The organism is Pseudomonas sp. RIT-PI-r (assembly GCF_001297015.1).
Lineage (GTDB): Bacteria > Pseudomonadota > Gammaproteobacteria > Pseudomonadales > Pseudomonadaceae > Aquipseudomonas.
The window spans coordinates 141,864-162,683 of record NZ_LIGE01000015.1; the positions used below are offsets into that span (position 1 = coordinate 141,864).

General features: G+C 59.8%; 22 protein-coding genes. 7 read left to right on the plus strand and 15 right to left on the minus strand.

The genetic code is table 11. From position 1 onward, the window contains the following. Nucleotide 1: 1 nt before the first annotated feature. Genes fos through AK821_RS04785 form a run of 4 tightly spaced genes read right to left on the minus strand, consistent with a single transcriptional unit; the run spans nucleotide 2 to nucleotide 2,849 of the window. Nucleotides 2–418: a fosfomycin resistance glutathione transferase gene (gene fos / locus AK821_RS04770; protein ID WP_064388513.1), complete on the minus strand. Its 417-nt coding sequence runs from the start codon at nucleotides 416–418 to the stop codon at nucleotides 2–4. Between the two features lie 4 nt (nucleotides 419–422). Continuing rightward, entirely contained in the window at nucleotides 423–1,151 is a 729-nt protein-coding gene (locus tag AK821_RS04775) for a hypothetical protein (RefSeq protein ID WP_064388515.1), read from the minus strand. Between the two features lie 29 nt (nucleotides 1,152–1,180). Beyond that, nucleotides 1,181–1,909 carry a hypothetical protein gene (locus tag AK821_RS04780; protein ID WP_064388516.1) on the minus strand — a complete coding sequence of 243 codons (729 nt, stop codon included), beginning with the start codon at nucleotides 1,907–1,909 and terminating at the stop codon, nucleotides 1,181–1,183. Between the two features lie 28 nt (nucleotides 1,910–1,937). Beyond that, the gene (locus tag AK821_RS04785) at nucleotides 1,938–2,849 is read right to left on the minus strand and encodes a LysR substrate-binding domain-containing protein (RefSeq protein WP_177330938.1); all 912 of its coding nucleotides are present in this window, start codon (nucleotides 2,847–2,849) and stop codon (nucleotides 1,938–1,940) included. 77 nt (nucleotides 2,850–2,926) lie between these two features. Here AK821_RS04785 and AK821_RS04790 point away from each other — a divergent pair, with 77 nt between their 5' ends. Next, complete coding sequence (locus AK821_RS04790; RefSeq protein ID WP_064388520.1) at nucleotides 2,927–3,415, plus strand: DMT family transporter; 489 nt, start codon at nucleotides 2,927–2,929, stop codon at nucleotides 3,413–3,415. 146 nt (nucleotides 3,416–3,561) lie between these two features. Here AK821_RS04790 and AK821_RS04795 read toward each other — a convergent pair whose 3' ends face one another. The 4 genes from AK821_RS04795 to AK821_RS04810 all read right to left on the minus strand — a co-directional run bounded on the left by AK821_RS04795 (nucleotide 3,562) and on the right by AK821_RS04810 (nucleotide 8,336). Beyond that, on the minus strand, nucleotides 3,562–4,893 hold the full coding sequence (locus tag AK821_RS04795; RefSeq protein WP_064388522.1) for an MFS transporter: 1,332 nt from the start codon (nucleotides 4,891–4,893) through the stop codon (nucleotides 3,562–3,564). A 171-nt stretch (nucleotides 4,894–5,064) separates the two neighbouring features. Further along, nucleotides 5,065–5,991, minus strand: a complete 927-nt coding sequence (locus AK821_RS04800) for a hydroxymethylglutaryl-CoA lyase (RefSeq protein ID WP_064388524.1) — start codon at nucleotides 5,989–5,991, stop codon at nucleotides 5,065–5,067. Continuing rightward, a complete protein-coding gene (locus AK821_RS04805) occupies nucleotides 5,988–7,181 on the minus strand; it encodes a CaiB/BaiF CoA transferase family protein (protein ID WP_064388525.1) in 1,194 nt (397 codons plus the stop codon). The genes AK821_RS04800 and AK821_RS04805 overlap by 4 nt, the downstream gene beginning before the upstream one ends. A gap of 246 nt (nucleotides 7,182–7,427) precedes the next feature. After that, nucleotides 7,428–8,336 (minus strand): LysR family transcriptional regulator, encoded by a 909-nt coding sequence (locus AK821_RS04810; protein WP_064388527.1) that lies wholly within the window; start codon nucleotides 8,334–8,336, stop codon nucleotides 7,428–7,430. Between the two features lie 224 nt (nucleotides 8,337–8,560). Between AK821_RS04810 and AK821_RS04815 the strand changes: the two genes are divergently transcribed. Beyond that, nucleotides 8,561–9,805, plus strand: a complete 1,245-nt coding sequence (locus AK821_RS04815) for an aminotransferase class I/II-fold pyridoxal phosphate-dependent enzyme (RefSeq protein ID WP_064388529.1) — start codon at nucleotides 8,561–8,563, stop codon at nucleotides 9,803–9,805. Between the two features lie 15 nt (nucleotides 9,806–9,820). Then, on the plus strand, nucleotides 9,821–10,987 hold the full coding sequence (locus AK821_RS04820) for an MFS transporter (RefSeq protein ID WP_064388530.1): 1,167 nt from the start codon (nucleotides 9,821–9,823) through the stop codon (nucleotides 10,985–10,987). Here the strand turns inward: AK821_RS04820 and yiaY are convergent. After that, a complete protein-coding gene (yiaY, locus tag AK821_RS04825) occupies nucleotides 10,984–12,132 on the minus strand; it encodes an L-threonine dehydrogenase (protein WP_064388532.1) in 1,149 nt (382 codons plus the stop codon). The two genes, AK821_RS04820 and yiaY, sit on opposite strands and share 4 nt — an antisense overlap. Before the next feature lie 156 nt (nucleotides 12,133–12,288). On the opposite strand from yiaY, the gene AK821_RS04830 reads away from it, so the two are divergent. Continuing rightward, nucleotides 12,289–13,308, plus strand: a complete 1,020-nt coding sequence (locus tag AK821_RS04830; protein WP_064388533.1) for a DUF4917 family protein — start codon at nucleotides 12,289–12,291, stop codon at nucleotides 13,306–13,308. Between the two features lie 102 nt (nucleotides 13,309–13,410). Here AK821_RS04830 and AK821_RS04835 read toward each other — a convergent pair whose 3' ends face one another. Then, complete coding sequence (locus tag AK821_RS04835; RefSeq protein WP_008076856.1) at nucleotides 13,411–13,953, minus strand: helix-turn-helix domain-containing protein; 543 nt, start codon at nucleotides 13,951–13,953, stop codon at nucleotides 13,411–13,413. A gap of 106 nt (nucleotides 13,954–14,059) precedes the next feature. Here AK821_RS04835 and AK821_RS04840 point away from each other — a divergent pair, with 106 nt between their 5' ends. Together AK821_RS04840 and AK821_RS04845 are read left to right on the plus strand one after the other, a co-directional pair. Beyond that, nucleotides 14,060–14,842 carry an aldolase gene (locus tag AK821_RS04840; protein ID WP_064388534.1) on the plus strand — a complete coding sequence of 261 codons (783 nt, stop codon included), beginning with the start codon at nucleotides 14,060–14,062 and terminating at the stop codon, nucleotides 14,840–14,842. A gap of 23 nt (nucleotides 14,843–14,865) precedes the next feature. After that, nucleotides 14,866–15,747, plus strand: a complete 882-nt coding sequence (locus tag AK821_RS04845) for a dihydrodipicolinate synthase family protein (protein ID WP_064388536.1) — start codon at nucleotides 14,866–14,868, stop codon at nucleotides 15,745–15,747. Between the two features lie 129 nt (nucleotides 15,748–15,876). Here the strand turns inward: AK821_RS04845 and AK821_RS04850 are convergent, their stop codons facing one another. The 3 genes from AK821_RS04850 to AK821_RS04860 form a co-directional block, all read right to left on the minus strand. Continuing rightward, a complete protein-coding gene (locus tag AK821_RS04850) occupies nucleotides 15,877–16,221 on the minus strand; it encodes a YegP family protein (protein ID WP_064388537.1) in 345 nt (114 codons plus the stop codon). Nucleotides 16,222–16,413: 192 nt separating this feature from the next. After that, nucleotides 16,414–16,719 carry a ribbon-helix-helix domain-containing protein gene (locus AK821_RS04855; RefSeq protein WP_007916314.1) on the minus strand — a complete coding sequence of 102 codons (306 nt, stop codon included), beginning with the start codon at nucleotides 16,717–16,719 and terminating at the stop codon, nucleotides 16,414–16,416. 13 nt (nucleotides 16,720–16,732) lie between these two features. Beyond that, nucleotides 16,733–17,314: a DJ-1/PfpI family protein gene (locus AK821_RS04860; RefSeq protein WP_064388539.1), complete on the minus strand. Its 582-nt coding sequence runs from the start codon at nucleotides 17,312–17,314 to the stop codon at nucleotides 16,733–16,735. 271 nt (nucleotides 17,315–17,585) lie between these two features. On the opposite strand from AK821_RS04860, the gene AK821_RS04865 reads away from it, so the two are divergent. Further along, nucleotides 17,586–18,476 (plus strand): DMT family transporter, encoded by an 891-nt coding sequence (locus AK821_RS04865; RefSeq protein WP_064388541.1) that lies wholly within the window; start codon nucleotides 17,586–17,588, stop codon nucleotides 18,474–18,476. 95 nt (nucleotides 18,477–18,571) lie between these two features. Here AK821_RS04865 and AK821_RS04870 read toward each other — a convergent pair whose 3' ends face one another. Both AK821_RS04870 and AK821_RS04875 read right to left on the minus strand, forming a co-directional pair. Continuing rightward, nucleotides 18,572–19,789 carry a class I SAM-dependent methyltransferase gene (locus tag AK821_RS04870; RefSeq protein ID WP_064388542.1) on the minus strand — a complete coding sequence of 406 codons (1,218 nt, stop codon included), beginning with the start codon at nucleotides 19,787–19,789 and terminating at the stop codon, nucleotides 18,572–18,574. Nucleotides 19,790–20,112: 323 nt separating this feature from the next. After that, complete coding sequence (locus AK821_RS04875) at nucleotides 20,113–20,730, minus strand: TPM domain-containing protein (RefSeq protein WP_064388544.1); 618 nt, start codon at nucleotides 20,728–20,730, stop codon at nucleotides 20,113–20,115. Between the last annotated feature and the right edge of the window lie 90 nt (nucleotides 20,731–20,820).

The following is a 20,820-nucleotide window of genomic DNA, read 5'->3' on the forward strand; positions in this document are numbered from 1 at the left end:
ATCATGACTCGTCGTAAAAACGCATGCCGGCGTACGGTTTTTGCCGGCACGCCGCCAGTCGCGAAACCAGATCGCCGACATGCACTTCGAGTTTGTGTCCATCGGGATCAAGAAAATAGAACGACGCACCTTCGCTGCGGTTATCCCGCCATTCCTGCACGTTCGCCATTTTTAGCTTTGCTACGAACGTTGAGAAATCCGCTGCATCAAGGCTGAACGCGTAATGGGTGTAATCACCGCACGCCTCGGCTTTGCGCAGCGGATCTTGCGACAGACACAACCACAGCCCTGGCAGCGCCAAGTAGGCACCGGCGTCCCACGTCGCTTCGACACGCAACTGCAGCACATCACGGTAGAAGGCGAGGCTGCGATCCAAGTCGCTGACCGCGAGGGTCAAGTGATTGAGGCCGGTGAGCATCGGGTCAGTAACCTCTGAGGTCTTCGGGGACGGTGTATTGTTCGCCGTCGTAGGTCAGGGTGACGCGAGTTTTCTTCATCTCGATAGTTTTCGAGATGCACTTCTTGTCCGACAGGAAGGATTTGTAAATTGAACCACTCGAGCTGACGATCAGATCGGCGAATCCATGGTGGCTCGTCGGGCCGATATCGATAGTTCTGCGGATTTGCGTGTCCTCGGTTCCACATTCATCCGTCCCTTCGCCGAACTCCTTGCGAATCACCAAGCCTTCCAGCACAGGGCGCAATTTGTTGCCCTCCCGCACATACAACGCCAAATCGGTTTTTGCGTAAGGATTGGCTCTGGAGCCATGACTGGCGAATTTTGAACGCAAACCGAATGCACGGACATCTGCAGCCAATCGGTAACGGGCCGTATCGATTGTCAGATCGTCGAAACTGATGGCATCGGAATTGTAGGCACCCGGCTTGGCATAGGTAGCGAGACTCTTGCCGCTTGTCGAACTGACGAGCGCCAGTTCCAGATCGAACGTCCCCATCTCATCGTCGCCCGAATCCGAGAGAAATGAAGATTTCGCCGCAATCGACTGGTCGTTGTACGCCGGCCACGCTTTGCAGCGCGAAAGGGAATGGCCGTCGAACTTCTTCACTTCGCAAACAGGCTGGGCTTGAGCGGTCATAGTCAAAAGACCCATTGCGATAAAAGAGCCCAGCAAGGTGATACGCGAGATCATTGTTCTTCCTTGAGTAAAAGACATCGGTCTTAGTGGCCTTTGAAATCTTCAGGCACTACGTAGTTTTTGCCGTCATAACGAAGTGTCGTCAAGACCGGTTTCTGCGCGACAGTATTGGATACACACGCCGCGTCCTCTCCCTTGCCTGTGGTTGAGCTACTGATCGTTTTGATAATCAGGTCGGCATAGCCATGGGTGCTGGTCTTGGCCAACGCCACGGTTCGCGTCGTCTCGTAGCGCTCCCCTGCACAATCGCCATCCCACTCCCCGCCGTATTGATAAACCACCAGTCGATCCATTACCGGACGCAATGCGTTGCCGTCTTTCACATAGAGCGACAACCAGGTTTCATCCAGAGGATTCACACGGGAAGAGCCTTTGAATCGAACCCGAACGCCAAAGGCCTGCAATTGCGGCGCGAGCTTATAGCGGGCGGTATCAAATTTCAGTTCATCAAGCGCGATGGCATCCACAGAGAATGCGGAGGGCTGATAAAAGCTCGCTAACGGCTGCGAGTCTGCGCTCGTCACCAAGGACAAATGCAGGTCGTAAAGCCCCACCGTCCCTGACGCGCCATATACCGGATCGGGTGAAAAATTGGCGGCGGCGGTGAGCGTCAGTCCGGGATACGCCGGCCAGTCCTTACAGACGGAAAAATCCACCTCATGCGCCGTGGGTGCCGGCGTGCAATCGGCCAATGCCTGCCCTGCCAGCAACCAACCGCACAATGCCGCACAACCGATCCAGCCAGACTTCATTGTCACTTACCGCTCCTTGATTATTTTTTCAGCCGCGCACTATCCCCTCCTCAATCGTCCGATTCAACCAGTTCAACGCCTGATCCCCACCCCGCCGCTTATGCCACGCCAGTACAAACGTAAACGGCGCAATCTCGAACGGTGGCGGCACCACGATCAGTTCACGCTGATCAATCTCGCGGACGCTGCGTGAGGACACCGTCAGAATCAGATCCGTGCCACTGATGAACTGCGGCGCGACACTCCAGTGCGGCAGGCTGATCGCGACGCGGCGGCGCTCACGCAGAGACGTCAAGGCACGCTCGATTTCCGGCGTGCCGCTGCCGCGCATTTCCAGCAATACGTGCGGCCGCGACAGGTAGCTCGGCAAATCCAGCACACCGTTGGCCGGCAGCGTCTGGCGATCCAGCAGGCAGACGTAGCGCTCTTCAAACAGCACCGAGTTGCGCAGTTCGTTGGGCATTTCCGGGAAGACGCCGGCGGCAACGTCGATATCACCATTGAGCACGCCTTCGAGCATGCCTTCACGACTGGCATGGCTGATTTGCAGGTCGATCCCCGGTGCCTCCCGGCGCAGAGTGCGGATCAAGCCCGGAAGAATGATCGCCGCACCGTAATCCGACATCGCCACACGAAACGTCCGACGCGTACTCGCCGGATCGAAGGTGTTCGGCGCCAGCAGCGATTGCACCTGAGCCAGCGCTTCGGTCAACGGCGCGACCAATTCCAGCGCCCGCGCCGTCGGCACCAGCGTCGCGCCTGCGCGCACCAACAACGGATCGCCGAGCAGATCGCGCAACCGCGCCAGCGCATGGCTGACCGCCGGTTGACTGAGGTGCAGACGCTCGGCGGCGCGGGTGACGTGTTGCTCGCTGAGCAAGGCGTCGAGGATCACCAGCAGGTTGAGGTCGATACGGCGCAGATCATTCATCTGGTGCATGTTCTGGATGACGAAACGGAATTTAAATCTGCGCGACGAATACTCTAGAGTCCAGCAAAACCTTGTGGAGCTTGATCATGAGTACGTTGCAGTGGACCGGATTGTTGGCGCTGGCCGCGTTTGCCGGGGCAGTAGTGCCGTTTCAAAGTGCGATCAACAGCAATCTTGCGCGCGGGCTGGGGCATCCGTTGTGGGCAACGCTGGCGTCGTTGCTGGTGAGTGTTTTGGTGTTGTTGCCCGTGATTTTGGCGTTGCGTTTGCCCTTGCCGTCTATGGCGTTTATCAGCAAGGCGCCGTTGTGGATGTGGGCGGGTGGCGCATTTGGCGTGTGTTTTGTAGCGCTGGCGGTGGTGCTGCTGCCAAAGCTCGGGGCTTCGGGGTTTGTTGCGCTGGCGTTGGCCGGGCAAGTGATTGCCTCGATGGCGCTGGATCACTTGGGCTTGTTTGGACTGGTGGAGAAACAGCTGACGGTGTCGCGGGTGTTGGGTGCGGTGTTGTTGATTGCGGGAGTGGTGTTGATTCAGTTTGGCGGGGTGTTTGAGAGGAATGCAATGGCTGCTGGATGATCGTTTTAATCGATGATTTTCAGCGTCTGGAAGTCAGTCTTCGCGAGCAGGCTCGCTCCCACAGGTGCCGAATTCCAACTGGAGGAATGCGATCAACTGTGGGAGCGAGCTTGCTCGCGAAGGCGTCATTGCAGGCGCCGCCGATCTCAGAACCTGTCGAGCGTGCGCAGTTTCTGCGGCAGTCCCCACAACAGCAACGCCGCCGCAATCAGTGCCGCCACGCCAATCACGTAAAGCGCCGGCGTGGTGCTGCCGGTCAGATCCTTGATCCGCCCGACCATCACCGGGCTGACGATCCCGCCGAATTGCCCCAGCGTGTTGATCACCGCAATCCCGCCCGCCGCGCCAGCGCCAGCACCGGCAAGCAACTTCGGTGGCAGGGTCCAGAAGCTCGGAATCGAAGCGATGATCCCGGCGCCCAGCAAGCCCAGGGCGACGATCAGGAACGTGGTGTGGCTGGCGAAAATCCCGGCACTGAAAAAGCCGATCGCGCCGACGATGACCAGCCCGGCGACAAACTTGCGCCGTTCACCGGTCGCGTCCGACAAGCGCCCGATCACCACCATGCTGATCGCCCCGCAAATGTACGGAATGGCCGTCAGCAGGCCGATCATCACCGGGCTCTCGGTGCCGGCGCTGCGGATCAATTGCGGCGCCCAGAAATTCAAACCGTAGGACGCCACCTGGATCAGGAAGTAGATCAGGCCCAAGGTCAGGAAACCGGGAATCTTCAACGCCGCGAGCAGCGAGCCGCCGCTCTTGTGCGGTTCATGCTGGGCGATGCGGCTGGACAGCAGTTTCTTCTCGTCAGCCGTCAGCCAGTGCGCATCCTCGATGCGATCCTTAAGCAGCATCAGCACCAGAAAACCGAGACCGATGCACGGCACGCCGCCGAGCAGAAACAACCAGTGCCAGCCGCGCATTTGCAGCACGCCGTCGAGGTGTTCCAGTACCAGACCGGAGAACGGCGCGCCGACCAGCCCGGCAAACGCTGAGGCGAGAAACAGCATCGAGGTGATGCGGCCACGGAAGTGCTGCGGAAACCACAGCGTCAGGTAATACAGCACGCCCGGGGCAAAACCGGCTTCCATCGCACCGATCACAAAGCGCAGCGCGTAGAACTGCCATTCACTTGTCACGAAGACCATCAGTGCCGTCGCCACGCCCCAGGACATCATGATTCGGGCGATCCAGCGGCGCGCGCCGACCTTGTACAGCATCATGTTGCTGGGCACCTCGAACAGCACATAACCGACCACGAACAGCCCGGCGCCGAGACCGTAAGCGGTATCGCTCAGGCTCAGGTCGGCTTGCAGCTGGAACTTGGCGAAGCTGATGTTGATGCGATCGAAAAAGGCGAACAGGTAACAGACCATGATCAGCGGCATCAGGCGCCAGGCGACTTTGCTGACCAGGGCTTTTTCGGCATCGTGATCGACGGACGAGCTTGCGCCCGCCTCCATTACATTGAGGCTCATAGCTTTTCTCCAGGCGGACTGCCGGTGGGCGTCCGATTGTTGTTGTTGTCTGGTTTGGTTTTTAACTGTAGGAGTGAGCCTGCTCGCGATAGCGGTGTATCAATCACCGCAAATGTTGCCTGACACACCGCTATCGAGAGCAGGCTCACTCCTACAGGGGGATTGGTGTTGTCAGGTGGGGATTGGGTGCAGGTCGCAGTTGCGCCCGGCCTTGGCCAGTTGACCGGGGACTTCGTGGCCAAGCAAAGCCGGCAGACCTCGCGAGAGTTGCAACAACAGCGGCAAATCAATGCCGGTGTGGATGCCGATCTCATCGCACAGATTCACCAGGTCTTCCGTGCAGATATTGCCCGACGCCCCCGGCGCAAACGGGCAACCACCGAGGCCACCAAGCGCCGCATCGAAACGCCGCGCCCCCGCCTCATAAGCCGCCAGCACATTGCACAAGCCCAGACCGCGGGTGTTGTGAAAATGCAGGGTCAGATCCGCCGGCGAAACCCGCTGCAACACCCGCCGCACCAACCGATCGACCTGTCGCGGATTGGCCATGCCGGTGGTGTCGGCGAGGGTGATGCCCTGAATGCCGAGCTCCTGATAAGCGTCGAGGATTTGCAGCACGCGATCCTCGTCAATCTGACCTTCGAACGGGCAACCGAACGTCGTCGCAATGCTGCCATTGAGGCGCACGCCGGAGCCGCTGGCGAACGCGACAATCTCTGCAAACGCCGCCAACGAGTCTTCACAGCGCATGCGCATATTGGCCATGTTGTGCGTCTGGCTGGCGGACATCACCAGATTCAGCTCATCGGCACCGGCCTCCAGTGCGCGCTGCGCGCCTTTGAGATTGGGGATCAGCGCGACGTAAATCACCTGCGGTTGACGCTGAATCCCCTTGAACACCTGCTCGCCATCACGCAGCGCCGGAATGGCTTTCGGCGACACAAACGAACCGGCCTCGATGCGACTGAAACCCGCCAGCGACAGTTGATCGATCAGCGCGATTTTGTCGACGGTTTCCACCCACGTCGGTTCGATCTGCAAGCCGTCGCGGGGCGAGACTTCCTGGACGATCAAGGTTTGCGAATAGTCCGTGATCATTGCACCACCCCTTGGCTTTTCAGGCGTTCGATGTCGAGTTCAGTCAGGCCGAGGCCGGTGAGAATGCCGTCGGTGTGCTGGCCGAGTGTCGGCCCCGACCAGTTCACGCCGCCGGGGGTCTCCGAGAGTTTCGGGACGATGCCGGGCATCTTCACGGTTGCGCCGCCGGGCAGTTGCGCGTTGAGCAACATGTCCCGCGCCTGATAGTGCGGATCGGTAACGATGTCGGCCACCGAATAGATCCGGCCTGCGGGCACTTCTGCGCCTTCGAGCGCCGCGAGGACGGCGTCGATCGGCAGGCTGCTGGTCCAGTGGGTGATGGCGGCGTCGAGCACACCGCTTTTGGCGGCGCGACCATCGTTATGGGCAAATTCTTCGGCATAAGCCAGGTCATCACGGCCAATGGTGTGCATCAGACGTTTGTAGATCGGGTCGCTGTTGCCGGCGATCACCACGTAAGCGCCATCAGCCGTGAGGTAAGTATTGGACGGTGCGATGCCCGGCAAAGCGCCGCCGCTGCGCTCACGGACATGGCCGAGCATGTCGTATTCCGGCACCAGGCTTTCCATGACGTTGAACACGCTTTCGGCCAGCGACACGTCGACGATCTGCCCGCCGCCCTGCCCGGTCTTGACCCGTAGCAGCGAGATCAGCGCGCCGATCACCGCGTGCAGCGAGGCCAGCGAATCGCCGAGGCTGACACCGACCCGCGCCGGGGGCGAACCGGGGGTGCCAGTGGTGTAGCGAATGCCGCCCATCGCTTCGCCAATCGCGCCAAAGCCGGGGCGGTCGCGGTACGGGCCGGTCTGGCCATAACCGGAAATGCGCACGAGGGTGAGATTGGGATTCAGCGCGTGGAGCACGTCCCAGCCCAGGCCCAGTTTCTCCAGCGCGCCGGGGCGCAGGTTTTCGATGATCACGTCGGCATCGCTGGCCAGTTGTTTGACCAGTTCGATGCCTTCCGCGGATTTCAGGTTGAGCGCCAGGGATTTCTTGTTGCGTGATTGCAGGTACCACCACAGCGACGTGCCTTCGTGCAGCTTGCGCCATTTGCGCAGCGGGTCGCCCTGACCCATGGCTTCGATCTTGATCACCTCGGCGCCGAACTCGGCGAGCATGCGCGCGGCAAATGGCGCGGCGATCAGGGTGCCGATCTCGATCACTTTGATCGCACTCAAGGGGGCAGTCATCGCGGGGTACCTCTTGTTCTTGGAATATGCGGCCAAGGCTAGAGGAACGATGACTGGGCAATCCAGCCGTCTCTCGGCAAAGGGCGTTCGCGAAATGCGAACGCTCAGGGGTGAATTCCAATCAGTCCTCCAGAGCAGGCTCGCTCCCACAGGGATTGGTGGCGGCTGCAGATTCTGTGTTCAACACCCATCCACTGTGGGAGCGAGCCGGCTCGCGAAGAGGCCAGCCCATTCAGCGGAAATTTATCAGCCCTGCCCGCGCAAATGCTCAAACAACAACCGACTCACCGGCGACAACCGCGCCTCATCCCGCACCACCACAATTAACGCGCGATCCGACCACTCATCCGTCAACGGCACCGCGTGCAACCCCAGCGCCTGACCAAACAGCTCATAGGCGCGCTGCGGCAAAATGCCAATGCCCATGTTGGCCTGAACCATCCGGCACACCGCATCGAACCCCGGCACGTGAATACGAATTCGCAGGACTTTACCGGCCTGGCGCGCGGCCGCGTGGGTGCGCATGTTGATCGAACTGGCCGCGTGCAAACCGACGTAATCGCTGTCCAGAGTTTCGCTGAAGGCAACGAATTCACGCGCGGCCAACGGATGCTCCGGCAGCATCACCACCACCAGTTTGTCCTGGCGGTACAACACGCTGTGCAGACCTTTGGTGTCGCTGTCGTTGGAACAGATACCGAGATCCGCCACGCCATCGAGTACACCCTGAATCACCCCGGCGCTGGGCCGTTCCTCAAGGTCGGTCTTGACCTGCGGATGCTGCGCGGAGAAGTCGCGCAGGTCTTCGGGAAGAAACTGAATGATCGCCGAGAGGTTCGCCAGCATGCGCACGTAACCGCGCACACCGTGACTGTGTTCGCCGAGCTCAAGGCCCATTTTCTCGACGTTGAACAGCATTTGCCGCGCATGGTGCAGCAGTGTTTCCCCGGCCGGGGTCAGCGTCATGCCCTTGGCCTGGCGCACGAACAAACTGATCCCGAGCGCCTCTTCCAACTCCATCAGCCGTTTGCTCGCCGCCGACACGGCGATGGCTTCCCGCGAGGCGGCACGGGTCAGCGTGCCCTCTTCGTGCACGGCGACAAACAGTTGCAGGGTGATCAGGTCGAGGCGGCGGATCAGGCTTTTTTGCAACATGGAAGGCTCAATGACTGGGGTTGGTCAGTATCGGCAGGATAGCCCGATTTTCGCCCACGTCAGACAGGTGATTGCTCGATAGATTTTGTGGTTTCGCCCTACAAACAAAACTCTGTCGCCTTTCAGGATTCGCAGAAACAGCTGATTTTTGCCGGATTTTTCGTTCTGTAAAGTCTGGCAACACACACAAATTGCAACACCCCATGGATCGCTACGCTCAAGGAATGTCGCCTGTGAATCTTCCGTTGCATACGCCCAATCTGTATTCAAATTTCCGCAAAATCATCGCCCTGGCCGACTACGATTGGGAGATCGCCGAACAGAGCAAGGTCGCCGGTCTCAATGTTGCAGTGCAGAGTCCCAACCACCTGCTTGATCAGTACGGACGTGAATTCCATCACTTCTGTACGACCTCATACCTTGGGCTCGATCATCACCCAGCCCTGCTCGAAGGCGCCATCACCGCCCTGCGCGAAACCGGCAGCCTGCGCGTCGCCAACTCGAAGAACCGCTGCAAACTGGCGATTCTCGAGCAATACGAGAACGAATTGTCGCAACTGTTCGATGCGGTCTGCCTGAGCACCTTGTCTTGCAGCGCGGCCAGCGCCGGGATCCTGCCCTTGCTGGCGAGCGGCATCTTCACTGAAGGCCAGCCGCCAGTGATGGTGTTTGACCGTCACGCGCATTATTCGATGAATCATCTGAAGGCCGCGTGCGCCGACGAAACCCGCGTGGTGACTGCGCCGCACAACGACATGGATTTTCTCGAGAGCGCCTGCCAGCAACACGGCCGCGTGGCTTACGTCGCCGATGGCGCGTACAGCATGGGCGGCGTCACCAACATGGAAGGCCTGTTGTATTTAAAGGATCGCTATGGGCTGTTTCTTTATCTTGATGACTCCCATGCGTTGTCCGCTGTCGGTCAGCAGGGCGCCGGCCTCGTTCGACCAAGGGTAGCGGCGCTGGAGGAGGACTGCGTGATCGTCGCGTCACTGGCCAAGTCGTTTGGCGCCAGCGGCGGGTTGGTGATGTTGGGCAACGAGCGACAGAAGACGCTGATTCAGCGCTACGGCGGGCCAAGCAATTGGTCGCAAAGTCTCAACTGCGCGGCGATCGGTGCCGGCAGAGCGTCGATCCGCCTGCATCGCAGCGCCGAGTTCGCCACGCTGCAAAGCAATCTTCAGGCTAATATCCGCCTCTTTGACAGCCTGATCTGCACCGATCAATGCCACAGCAACATGGCCATTCGGTTGATCACATGCGCACAGGCTAACGTGGCCAATCTTATTGCCAGTGAATTGGCCGAACAGGGATTTTTCACCAGCGCGGTATTTTTCCCGGTGGTCGCACAAGGCAAGGCCGCCATCCGTATTACGCTGCGCGCGGACATGCAGCCGGCGCTGATCCGGCGCTTCTGTGAAGTGATCACCGGTCTGTTGCGTACCCACCGTTGCGATCTCGACGACTGAAAACAGGGACGAGTCATGAACGCCAGCATCACCCTCCTGATCACCTGCAGCACGGTTTTTCTCGCTCAGTTGGGCATGAGTATCTATTTGCCGGCATTGCCGCAGATCGCCCTTTATCTGCGGGCAGAACCTGCGCAGGTGTCGTGGGGGTTGTCGCTGTACCTGATCGGCATGGCGCTGCCGATGTTGCTCTGGGGCAGTCTGGCCCAGCGCATCGGACGCAAACCGGTGTTGTTGGCAGCGTTGGTCATTTACGGCTTGGCCAATCTGGCGTTGCCGCGAGGTTCGACGCTTGAAGCGTTTTTGCTGCTGCGTCTGATGCAAGGCGTCGGTGCCAGCGGCATTTCGGTGATGGCGCGGGTGCTGATCCGTGACAGCTTTCGCGGCGATCTGCTGGCCAAGGCGTTGTCGTGGGTTTCGATTTCGTTCGTGGTGGCCTTGGGCATCGGCCAATACGCGGGCTCGCTGATCGAGGCGACGGCGGGCTGGCAAGCGATTTTTTACTGGCTCGGCGCAACGAGCCTGTTGATGGCGCTGATGGTGTCGCGAGTCGCTTTCCCCCCGATGGCTGATGAACCGGCCAGCGCCTCATCGTGGTCGGCTTATCGGCAGATTCTGTTGCACCGGGCGTTTCTTCTGCCGGCGCTGGCCGGTGGCTTGGGCTACGGTGTGATCATCGCTTTCAACACGGCGGCGCCCCTGATCTTGCAGGGCCCGTTCGCGTGGTCGTCGGTGGATTACGGACTGCTCGGCTGGCCAATCAGCGCGGCCTATTTTCTCGGGGCGCTGGCGGTCAATCACTTTGTGCTGCGCACCGGCCAAGCGTGGTTGATGACCGTCGGCGCAGGGTTGGTATTGGCGGGTAGCAGCGTGATGTTGCTGGGCAGTCTGGCGGCCAGTTCCATCGCGTTACTGTTTTGGTTGCCGTATTGCGTGGCGGTGTTCGGCCAATCATTGAACTACCCGATCAGCCTGTCGCGCGCCAACGATGGCGCGCCGATTGCCGGGGCGTATGCAATGGCGCTGAGCGGGTTCATTCATCAATTGATGGCGGCGATCATCGGCGCGCTGGCCAGTCTGATCGCCAGCCCACACGCTTGGCCCCTGTCGCTGCTGTGCACGTTGCTGGCCGTCGGCGCGATGTTCTGTGTACGGATGGCGCCGATCGGCGCCAAGCGTTAGAAGGCGTTGCGGAAGATTTCCTCGATCTGGCGCTGATCCGCCGCCCGAGGATTGGTCAGACCGCAGGCGTCCTTCAGGGCATTGCTGGCGAGTAACGGGATGTCGCTGAGCTTGGCGCCGAGTTCACGTAAGCCACCGGGAATCTCAACGTCTTTGGCCAGACAGCGGATCGCGCTGATGGCCGCTTGCGCGCCCTCTTCGGCGCTAAAACCCCGAATGTCGGCGCCCATCGCGTGGGCAACGTCGTTCAGCCGCTCGGCACAGACCAGCGCATTGAACGTCTGCACATGGGGCAGCAGCACGGCGTTACAGACGCCATGGGGCAAGTCATAGAAACCGCCCAACTGATGCGCCATCGCATGCACATAACCGAGGGAGGCATTGTTGAACGCCATGCCTGCGAGAAATTGCGCGTACGCCATGTTCTCCCGTGCGGCGCGGTCGCTGCCGTCGCGCACGGCCAGACGCAGGTTGTTGCTGATCAGGGTCATGGCCTTGAGCGCGCAGGCGTCGGTGATCGGATTGGCGGCGGTCGAGACGTAGGCTTCGATGGCGTGAGTCAGCGCATCCATGCCCGTGGCGGCGGTCAGGGCTTCAGGCATGGCGACCATCAGTTCCGGGTCGTTGACCGACAGCAGTGGCGTGACGTTGCGGTCGACGATGGCCATTTTCACGTGGCGCGATTCGTCGGTGATGATGCAGAAACGGGTCATCTCGCTGGCGGTGCCGGCGGTGGTGTTGATGGCGATCAGCGGCAGTTGCGGTTTGCTCGATTGATCAACGCCTTCGTAATCGCCAATCTGTCCGCCATTGGTCGCACACAGGGCAATGCCTTTGGCGCAGTCGTGGGGTGAACCGCCGCCAAGGGACACGACGAAGTCGCAGCGGCTTTCCTTGAGCAAACCCAGGCCGGACTCGACGTTGGCGATGCTTGGATTCGGTTTGGCGCCGTCGAAGATCACCGAATCGATGTCCTGCATCGCCAGTTTCTCGGCGACCATGGTTGCCACGCCGGCCTTGGCCAACCCGGTGTCGGTGACGATCAGCGCCTTGCGAAAACCATAGTTGCGGATCGCAACCATGGCTTCGTCGAGGCAACCATTGCCCATGATGTTTACCGCCGGAATGAAAAAGGTACTGGTCATGCGCGCGTCTCCTGACTGGGGCCGAATCGACTGCTCCGGTTCGGCGGATAGACACAGCATCGACCGATCGGTCACGAGCGATGTTGATCTGGCTCAATGCCCGCTCGTGATAAAGTCGCCGCCCATCAGCCCCTTTGTTTTGAGACCGCCTACGCAATGACCGATTTTCTGGATGTCGACGCCAGCCTTGAAGACTGGAACACCCTGCGCGCCGCGACCGACTTCAACGGCTTGTTGGTGGGCAATGGTGCCAGCCGTGCGGTGTGGGACGACTTCGGCTACGACTCGCTGTTCGAAAACGCCCGCACCGTGGAAGAAAAACCGCTCAGCCCGTCGGAACTGGCGGTGTTCGACGCCATGCAGACGCGCAGCTTCGAGCAGGTGCTCGGCGCTCTGAAAACCACCAGTCGGGTCAACAAGGCCCTGGCCGTCAGTTCGGCGGCGCCGCGCAATCGCTACTACGCGATCAAGGAAGCGCTGATCAACACCGTGCACGCGGTGCACATTCCGTGGCGGCTGGTGAAAGCCTCGACGCTGGCGACGCTGAATGAAGAACTGGCGCGCTACCGCACGGTGTTCACCACCAATTACGACTTGCTCAACTACTGGGCGCTGCAACACAACAGCGACGCCATCGACGACCTGTTCAACGGCGCCAATGCGAGTTTTGATCTGAGCGAAACTGCCACCGACAAACCGCGTTTGCTTTATCTGCACGGTGGTCTGCATCTGGTGCGCAATCAGGACGGCACCGCGCGCAAACTGACCTCAACCGAAGGCACGTTGCTCGGTAGCTTCGCGATCAACAATACGATCAAGACGCTGGATGACGTGCCGCTGTTCGTCACCGAAGGGCCGAGTGCGGACAAGCTCAAGACCATTCGCAGTTCGGATTATCTGTCGTTCTGTTATGAGCAATTGCTCGAGCATGGCGGCAGTCTGTGCATCTTTGGCCATGCGTTGGGCGAGCAGGATGCGCACATCGTGCGGGCGCTGCGATTGGCGAAACCTGCGACGGTGGCGATCTCGATTTACCCGCGCAGTGCTGCGTTTGTTCAGCATCAGAAGCGGCATTACGCGAAGGTGTTTGAGGGGACGGGGGTTGCGTTGCGGTTTTTTGATGCGAAGACGCATGCGCTTGGCAGTCCGAAGTTATCGGTGCCGGTCGAGGTTTGATGCAGGCCTGACTGACGCCTTCGCGAGCAGGCTCACTCCTACAGGGGATCGCATTTCAACTGTAGGAGTGAGCCTGCTCGCGATAGCTTTAGCCCAATCAACTCATTCTTCGGCGCTGTGCACCACCACCAGCAACTGCGCTTGCACCTCACCCACAGACCTGATCCGGTGCGGTTTCTGCGCATTGAAGTGCAGCGCATCGCCGCGCTGCAGCAGCACCTTCTCGTTCATGAAATCCACTTCCACTTGCCCTTCATGAACGAACAAAAACTCCTCGCCCAGATGCTCCTTGAAGGTCTTGTCGCTGAACTCGCTCGGCGGATAGATGATGAACGGCAGCAGATTGCGCTCGCTGACCTGATGGGCCAGCACCGCATAACCCGGGCTCTGATCATTCGCCGCCAGTGACTGGCGCTCATGGCTGCGCACCAGGCTGTAGCTGTCGAGGCTGACGTTGTCTTCGGAAAACAATTCCTCGACCTTAACGTTCAGCGCCTTCGCCAGTTTCAACGCAGCAGCAATCGACGGGGTGTTCAGCCCGCGCTCGACTTTCGACAGATAACTCTTGGTCATGCCGGATTTTTCGGCCAATGCCTCAAGGGTTACGCCAAGTTTTTTTCTCAACAATTTCAAACGGATAGACATGCGCGGCGATTATTCCAGCAAGGAAGCGACAATTCGTGCTTGCCAATGACACTTTGTGTCATATAGCCTCTTTAGTGTCATTTGCAATCACCCAAAGGACACAGACATGGCCAAGACATTAGCACTACCCAAAGACCAACTGGTCAAGCAAGCGCTTATCCAGATGCAAAAAAGCCTGGCGGATAATACGTGGACAGACCGGCAAAAGCTGGCTCTGACCTGCCGGATTCTGTTCGAGAACGGTCACGACTCCGGTCTGGCCGGGCAAATCACCGCTCGCGGCCCGCAGCCCGGCACCTATTACACTCAGCAATTGGGCCTGGGTTTCGACGAAATCACTGCGAGCAACCTGCTGCTGGTCAACGAGGATCTCGAAGTGCTCGAAGGTCACGGCATGGCCAACCCGGCCAACCGTTTCCACAGCTGGGTGTACCGCGCTCGGCCGGATGTGAACTGCATCATCCATACGCACCCGACACACGTTGCCGCGCTGTCGATGCTCGAAGTGCCGCTGCAGATTTCCCACATGGACTTGTGCCCGCTGTACGACGACTGCGCGTTTCTCGAAGGCTGGCCGGGGGTGCCGGTGGGTAACGAAGAAGGCGAACTGATTGCCGGCGCGTTGGGCGACAAACGCGCGATTGTGCTTTCGCATCACGGTCAATTGTCGACCGGCACGACGATCGAAGAGGCGTGTGTCATCGCCCAACTGATCGAACGCGCGGCCAAGCTGCAACTGCTGGCGATGGCCGCCGGCACGATCAAACCGATCATCCCCGAGCTGGGCCGCGAGGCTCATGACTGGATTGCCAAGCCGAAACGCCACGCCGCTGCCTTCAATTACTACGCCCGGCAGAACCTGCGCCAACACGCCGATTGCCTGAACTGAACACCCATTACGGAGACAACCTCATGTCCAATATTCACGGCATCATCGGCTACACCATCACCCCGTTCGGCGCCAACGGCGAAGGACTGGATCTGCCCGCCTTGGGTCAATCGATCGATCGCCTGATCGACAGCGGCGTCCACGCCATCGCGCCATTGGGCAGCACCGGCGAAGGCGCTTACCTGAGCGACGCGGAGTGGGATCAGGTCGCCGAATTCAGTATCAAGCATGTGGCCAAACGTGTGCCGACCATCGTCAGCGTTTCCGACCTGACCACCGCCAAAGCCGTACGCCGCGCGCGTTTCGCCGAAGCCCATGGCGCCGATGTGGTGATGGTGCTGCCGGCTTCGTACTGGAAACTCACCGAGGCGGAAATCCTCGCCCACTACCGCGCCATCGGCGAGAGCATCGGCGTGCCGATCATGCTCTACAACAACCCGGCCACCAGCGGCACGGACATGTCGGTGGATTTGATTCTGCGCATCGTCAACGCCGTGGAAAACGTGACCATGGTCAAGGAGAGCACTGGCGATATTCAACGCATGCACAAGCTGCAATTGCTCGGCGAAGGTCAGGTGCCGTTCTACAACGGCTGCAATCCGCTGGCGCTGGAGGCGTTTGCCGCCGGGGCGAAAGGCTGGTGCACGGCGGCGCCGAACCTGATCCCGCAGTTGAATCTGGATCTTTATGACGCGGCCATGGCCGGCGATCTGGATCGGGCGCGGGATCTGTTCTATCGCCAGTTGCCGCTGCTGGATTTCATTCTCAAGGGTGGCTTGCCGGCGACGATCAAGGCTGGCATGCGGCAGACCGGGCTGGAGGTTGGCGATCCACGCTTGCCGGTATTCCCGCTGAGTGAAGCAGGCCAGACTCAATTGCAGACGATCCTGAAGACCCTGCGCTGATCTCACTGGCACCGCAAAAACCACTGTAGGAGTGAGCCTGCTCGCGATAGCGGTGGGGCAGTTGAGCATGTGTCGACTGGCCCACCGCTATCGCGAGCAGGCTCACTCCTACAGGGGGATGTGGTGAGTTCAGAGGACAGGCAAGGTCTTGTCCTTGATCACTTTGCTCGGCCCGTTCGTCTTCACACTGGCAATGCCCTTGTCGCACGCCGACTCCGAGGAATACGCCTCGCTGCTGCCGATGATCTGATGATTGGCCGCTTTCAGATTGAAGTACGGATGGCCGTCCTTCGTCGATTTCTTCTCGTAGCGCTCATCCAGCGGGCTATTGGTTTGCACCGCAGCGATGCCGCCGTCGGCCGCTGCGCGAGTGGTGTACAGCTCGCTGGTCAAAATGGTTTCGGCATTCGCTGCTTTCAACACGAACCTGAACTGGCCGTTGCTGCTTTTACTGATTTCGTACCATCCGGACATGCTCGTTTCTCCTTGGCAATTGAGAGATTTCGCGCTTCAGAGTAAAGACCAGTCCTGGATTTCTGTCGCCTGTACCGGCCCTATCGCTGGCAAGCCAGCTCCCACAGGGGTCTCCTGTGTGCTCACTACCTGAGCCTCACCGCTAAACCTGTGGGAGCTGGCTTGCCAGCGATGGGGTCAACCCGGTCTCGACTATTTCACCACCGCCCGCACCACCGATAACTCCGGCGCACTCACCCGCCGCTGACTCAGATAGCGCATACAACTCACCCGCAGGAACGAGGCAAAATTCACCACCTCGCCGCGATAATCCATCACCTCTTCATACAGCTTGGCGATCAATTGATTGGTGGTCATGCCGTCGACTTCGGCGATTTCGCTGAGGATGTCCCAGAACTGATTTTCCAGGCGTAGCGTCGTCACCACGCCGCAGATGCGCAGCGAGCGCGAGCGTGATTCGTAGAGAATCGGGTCAGCCTTGACGTAGAGCTCGCACATCGGCGGTTCCTCGTTACAGGGTGATTTTGGTGCCGAGCAAACCGAGGAAACCGGCCAGCCAGTGCGGATGCGCCGGCCATGCCGGGGCAGTGGCCAGATTGCCTTGAACGTGGCCTGCCGTCACCGGGATATCGATGTACGTACCGCCCGCCAGTCGCACTTCCGGGGCGCAGGCCGGATAGGCGCTGCATTCGCGACCTTCCAGAACGCCCGCGGCTGCCAACAGTTGCGCGCCGTGGCAGACCGCGGCAATCGGTTTGCCGGCCTTGTCGAAGGCGCGCACCAGGTCGAGGACTTTTTCGTTGAGGCGCAGGTATTCCGGGGCACGGCCGCCGGGGATCAGCAGCGCGTCGTAATCGGCCTCGCCGACCTTGGCGAAATCGAAATTGAGGGCGAACAGGTGACCGGGTTTCTCGCTGTAGGTCTGGTCGCCTTCGAAGTCATGGATCGCGGTGCGCACGGTCTGGCCGGCGGCCTTGTCCGGGCACACGGCATGGACGGTGTGACCAACCATTTGCAGGGCCTGGAACGGCACCATCACTTCGTAATCTTCGACGTAATCGCCGACCAGCATCAGGATCTTTTTCGCGGCCATGGGGAGGACTCCTCTGGGGGAATGCTTGGGAGTGTTCAAGGTAGACCTTATCCAGCGGCTCGGGTAACAACCGGCTACTACTGAGTTGGCGCCATCGCGAGCAGGCTCACTCCTACAGGGGGAACGCATTTCAAATGCAGGAGTGAGCCTGCTCGCGATGACGCCGGCAAACTGTACGCCTAAGTCTGTGCCCAGCTGTAACAGCCCGAACCACCCGGTTTATGGCTTTATAAAGGTCATTCCCTGCCACCTTCAATTCTGGTCCACCATCATGTCCTCGCGCGAAAACACCGGCATGGCCCTCGGCCTGCTCGGCGTGGTGATTTTCAGCCTCACCCTGCCCTTCACCCGCATCGTGGTGCAGGAACTGCATCCATTGCTCAACGGTTTGGGTCGCGCATTGTTTGCAGCGATCCCGGCGGCGTTGCTGTTGCTGTGGCGTCGCGAGAAATGGCCGACGTGGCGGCAGGTCAAAGGCCTGAGCCTGGTGATCGCCGGAGTGATTCTCGGTTTCCCGGTGTTGTCGGCGTGGGCCATGCAAACCTTGCCGGCGTCCCACGGGGCGCTGGTCAACGGCTTGCAACCGCTGTGCGTGGCGCTATACGCCGCGTGGTTGTCCCATGAGCGGCCGTCGAAAGCCTTCTGGGCCTGCGCGGCGTTGGGCAGTGCGTTGGTGCTCGGTTATGCGCTGTACACCGGGGCCGGCAGTATTCAGGCGGGCGATCTGCTGATGCTCGGCGCGATTGCGGTCGGTGGGCTGGGTTACGCCGAAGGTGGCCGGTTGGCCAAGGAGATGGGTGGCTGGCAGGTAATCTGCTGGGCGCTGGTGCTGTCGACACCACTGTTGATCGGGCCGGTGCTGTATCTGGCGCTGCAACATCAAGGCGCGGTGTCGGCCAAGACCTGGTGGGCTTTTGGTTATGTGGCGCTGTTCTCGCAGTTTCTCGGTTTTTTCGCGTGGTACGCCGGACTGGCCATGGGCGGGATTTCCCGGGTCAGTCAGGTGCAGCTGTTGCAGATCTTCTTCACCATCGCGTTTTCGGCGTTGTTCTTTGGTGAGCATGTCGAGCCGATTACCTGGGTGTTTGCCTGCGGGGTGATTGCGACCGTCATGCTCGGCCGCAAGACCGCGGTGCGCCCGGCCCGCATCGCCACCACATAAGCTGTAGGAGCTGCGGCACGCTGCGATCTTTTGATTTTGCCCTTAAAAACAAGATCAAAAAATCGCAGCGTGCCGCAGCTCTTACACGGATCGGATCAGGCCAGGAAGCCGTCGGCGCGCAATAGCGTTTCCAGGCAGTGCTCGCTGATGTTGTAGAAGTCTTTCAACTCCTGAATCTTCACCAACAGCTGAGCCGGATCCACCGGCTCGGCGCGTTTCACCGCCAGAATCATCTTGTTCTTGTTGGTGTGGTCCAGCGAAATGAACTCGAAAACCTTGGTTTCGTAACCGCAGGCTTCCAGAAACAGCGCACGCAAGCTGTCGGTGACCATTTCCGCTTGCTGGCCCAAGTGCAAACCGTATTGCAGCATCGGTTTGAGCAGCGCCGGGCTCTGGATCTGCAGGCGGATCTGCTTGTGGCAGCACGGCGAGCACATGATGATCGACGCACCCGAGCGAATACCGGTGTGGATCGCGTAGTCGGTGGCGATGTCGCAGGCATGCAGGGCGATCATCACGTCCAGTTCGCTCGGCGCCACGCTGCGCACGTCACCGCACTTGAACACCAGCCCCGGATGCTCGAGCTTTGCTGCCGCTGCGTTGCACAGGTTGACCATTTCCTCACGCAACTCGACGCCGGTGACTTCACCTTCGGCCTGCAAGGTATTGCGCAGGTAATCGTGAATCGCAAACGTCAGGTAACCCTTGCCCGAACCGAAATCGGCCACGCGCACCGGTTTGTCCAGCGCCAGCGGCGACGAGGTCAGGGCATGGCTGAACACTTCGATGAACTTGTTGATCTGCTTCCACTTGCGCGACATCGCGGGGATCAGCTCGTGCTGCGCGTTGGTCACGCCCAGGTCCCTGAGGAATGGTCGGCTCAGTTCAAGAAAACGGTTTTTCTCACGGTTATGCTCGGCGGACGGTGCTTCGCGCAATTGCTGAGGTTTGCTCTTGAACAGCGAAGATTTGCCCTTTTTGCTGTATTCCAGCTGAGCTTCGTCAGTGACCGCGAGTAAATGCGCATTTTTGAACGAGGTCGGCAGCAGCGCCGCAATCGTCGCCACGCCTTCGCTCAACGGCAGATTCTTGGTGATATCGCGAGTCTTGTAACGATAGACAAAGGACAGATTCGGCTGCGCCTTGACCGTCACCGCTTTGATGATGACCCGCTGCAGATCCGCTTCTTCACCGACGTACTTGGCCAGCACCAATTTGATGAAGCCGTTCTGTTCGAGGCTGGTTTGCAGCAGCTCGATGAACTGGGCGTGGTGATCGGGCGCAGGCTGGGTGGCAGGGGCGGTAACGGACATGAAAAAGCGGCCTCGGACGGGCGAAATCGGGAATGGCGGGTATTTTAGGGGGGATGGGGGTTGGGGACACGCTCTTATTTACCCAACGGTTGTCAGAAGCACCCTCACCCTAGCCCTCTCCCAGAGGTAGAGGGGACTGACCGAGGTGTTTTCACGAGTTACGCCGACCTGAAATACCGAGTCGAACTCGGGTATTAAAAGCATCAAATCAAACGATCATCTGTTGATCCATAATCGACTCGGTCTTTCAGGTCGATGTCGAGCGCAAGACACCTCGGTCGGCCCCCTCTCCCTCCGGGAGAGGGCTGGGGTGAGGGTTTGTCTTACCCCAGCACAATCAACCGATTCGGCAACTCATTCCGAACCTGCGTCACCGGCACATGCACCTTCAGCAATTCCCCACACGCCTCAATACACGTCACAAACCCTTCCAGCGTGCGCCCCTGCCGCACCTGCTCAGTAAACGCCGCCACAATCGCATCCCAACTCTTGTTATCCAGCCGTTTGGAAATCCCCTCATCCACCAGAATCTCCACATACCGCTCCGCCTCACAGACAAAAATCAGCATGCCGGTACTGCCCACCGTGTGATGCAGGTTCTGCTCGAGGAACTGCCGGCGTGCCAGGTTCGACGCGCGCCAATGCCGCACGCGACGCGGGATTAGATGGGTAGTGATTTTCGGCAAACGAAACAGCAGGCACAGCACGATAAACGCGCCCCACTGCACCAGCAGCAAGCTGTGCATGGTCAACCACCCGGTCAGGTAGTGCACGACGCCGGGCACCACCAGCGCGAAAAGGCTCGCCCACAACAGCGGGATGTAAGCGTAGTCATCAGCGCGGGCGGCGAGTACCGTCACCAGTTCGGCGTCGGTGTCGCGCTCGACCCGGGCGATCGCCTCGGCGACTTTGCGTTGTTCGTGTTCAGTCAGTAATGCCATGTTGAAAAGTGCCTGCTCATTATTCTTTTAATGTCACCAGCCGCCGGATGAACCCCCCCCCACCGCCCCCCCCCCCCGCCACTGTCAGTT

What these genes read in the sequence shown, in the direction of transcription:
- AK821_RS04810 (WP_064388527.1), bottom strand. Translation starts at nt 8,336, where the DNA reads ATGTTGCAAAAAAGCCTGATCCGCCGCCTCGACCTGATCACCCTGCAA.
- AK821_RS04785 (WP_177330938.1), bottom strand. Translation starts at nt 2,849, where the DNA reads ATGCACCAGATGAATGATCTGCGCCGTATCGACCTCAACCTGCTGGTG.
- yiaY (WP_064388532.1), bottom strand. Translation starts at nt 12,132, where the DNA reads ATGACCAGTACCTTTTTCATTCCGGCGGTAAACATCATGGGCAATGGT.
- AK821_RS04805 (WP_064388525.1), bottom strand. Translation starts at nt 7,181, where the DNA reads ATGACTGCCCCCTTGAGTGCGATCAAAGTGATCGAGATCGGCACCCTG.
- AK821_RS04865 (WP_064388541.1), top strand. Translation starts at nt 17,586, where the DNA reads ATGTCCTCGCGCGAAAACACCGGCATGGCCCTCGGCCTGCTCGGCGTG.
- AK821_RS04795 (WP_064388522.1), bottom strand. Translation starts at nt 4,893, where the DNA reads ATGAGCCTCAATGTAATGGAGGCGGGCGCAAGCTCGTCCGTCGATCAC.
- AK821_RS04835 (WP_008076856.1), bottom strand. Translation starts at nt 13,953, where the DNA reads ATGTCTATCCGTTTGAAATTGTTGAGAAAAAAACTTGGCGTAACCCTT.
- AK821_RS04820 (WP_064388530.1), top strand. Translation starts at nt 9,821, where the DNA reads ATGAACGCCAGCATCACCCTCCTGATCACCTGCAGCACGGTTTTTCTC.
- AK821_RS04780 (WP_064388516.1), bottom strand. Translation starts at nt 1,909, where the DNA reads ATGAAGTCTGGCTGGATCGGTTGTGCGGCATTGTGCGGTTGGTTGCTG.
- AK821_RS04870 (WP_064388542.1), bottom strand. Translation starts at nt 19,789, where the DNA reads ATGTCCGTTACCGCCCCTGCCACCCAGCCTGCGCCCGATCACCACGCC.
- fos (WP_064388513.1), bottom strand. Translation starts at nt 418, where the DNA reads ATGCTCACCGGCCTCAATCACTTGACCCTCGCGGTCAGCGACTTGGAT.
- AK821_RS04790 (WP_064388520.1), top strand. Translation starts at nt 2,927, where the DNA reads ATGAGTACGTTGCAGTGGACCGGATTGTTGGCGCTGGCCGCGTTTGCC.
- AK821_RS04855 (WP_007916314.1), bottom strand. Translation starts at nt 16,719, where the DNA reads ATGTGCGAGCTCTACGTCAAGGCTGACCCGATTCTCTACGAATCACGC.
- AK821_RS04830 (WP_064388533.1), top strand. Translation starts at nt 12,289, where the DNA reads ATGACCGATTTTCTGGATGTCGACGCCAGCCTTGAAGACTGGAACACC.
- AK821_RS04840 (WP_064388534.1), top strand. Translation starts at nt 14,060, where the DNA reads ATGGCCAAGACATTAGCACTACCCAAAGACCAACTGGTCAAGCAAGCG.
- AK821_RS04815 (WP_064388529.1), top strand. Translation starts at nt 8,561, where the DNA reads ATGTCGCCTGTGAATCTTCCGTTGCATACGCCCAATCTGTATTCAAAT.
- AK821_RS04875 (WP_064388544.1), bottom strand. Translation starts at nt 20,730, where the DNA reads ATGGCATTACTGACTGAACACGAACAACGCAAAGTCGCCGAGGCGATC.
- AK821_RS04845 (WP_064388536.1), top strand. Translation starts at nt 14,866, where the DNA reads ATGTCCAATATTCACGGCATCATCGGCTACACCATCACCCCGTTCGGC.
- AK821_RS04860 (WP_064388539.1), bottom strand. Translation starts at nt 17,314, where the DNA reads ATGGCCGCGAAAAAGATCCTGATGCTGGTCGGCGATTACGTCGAAGAT.
- AK821_RS04800 (WP_064388524.1), bottom strand. Translation starts at nt 5,991, where the DNA reads ATGATCACGGACTATTCGCAAACCTTGATCGTCCAGGAAGTCTCGCCC.
- AK821_RS04775 (WP_064388515.1), bottom strand. Translation starts at nt 1,151, where the DNA reads ATGATCTCGCGTATCACCTTGCTGGGCTCTTTTATCGCAATGGGTCTT.
- AK821_RS04850 (WP_064388537.1), bottom strand. Translation starts at nt 16,221, where the DNA reads ATGTCCGGATGGTACGAAATCAGTAAAAGCAGCAACGGCCAGTTCAGG.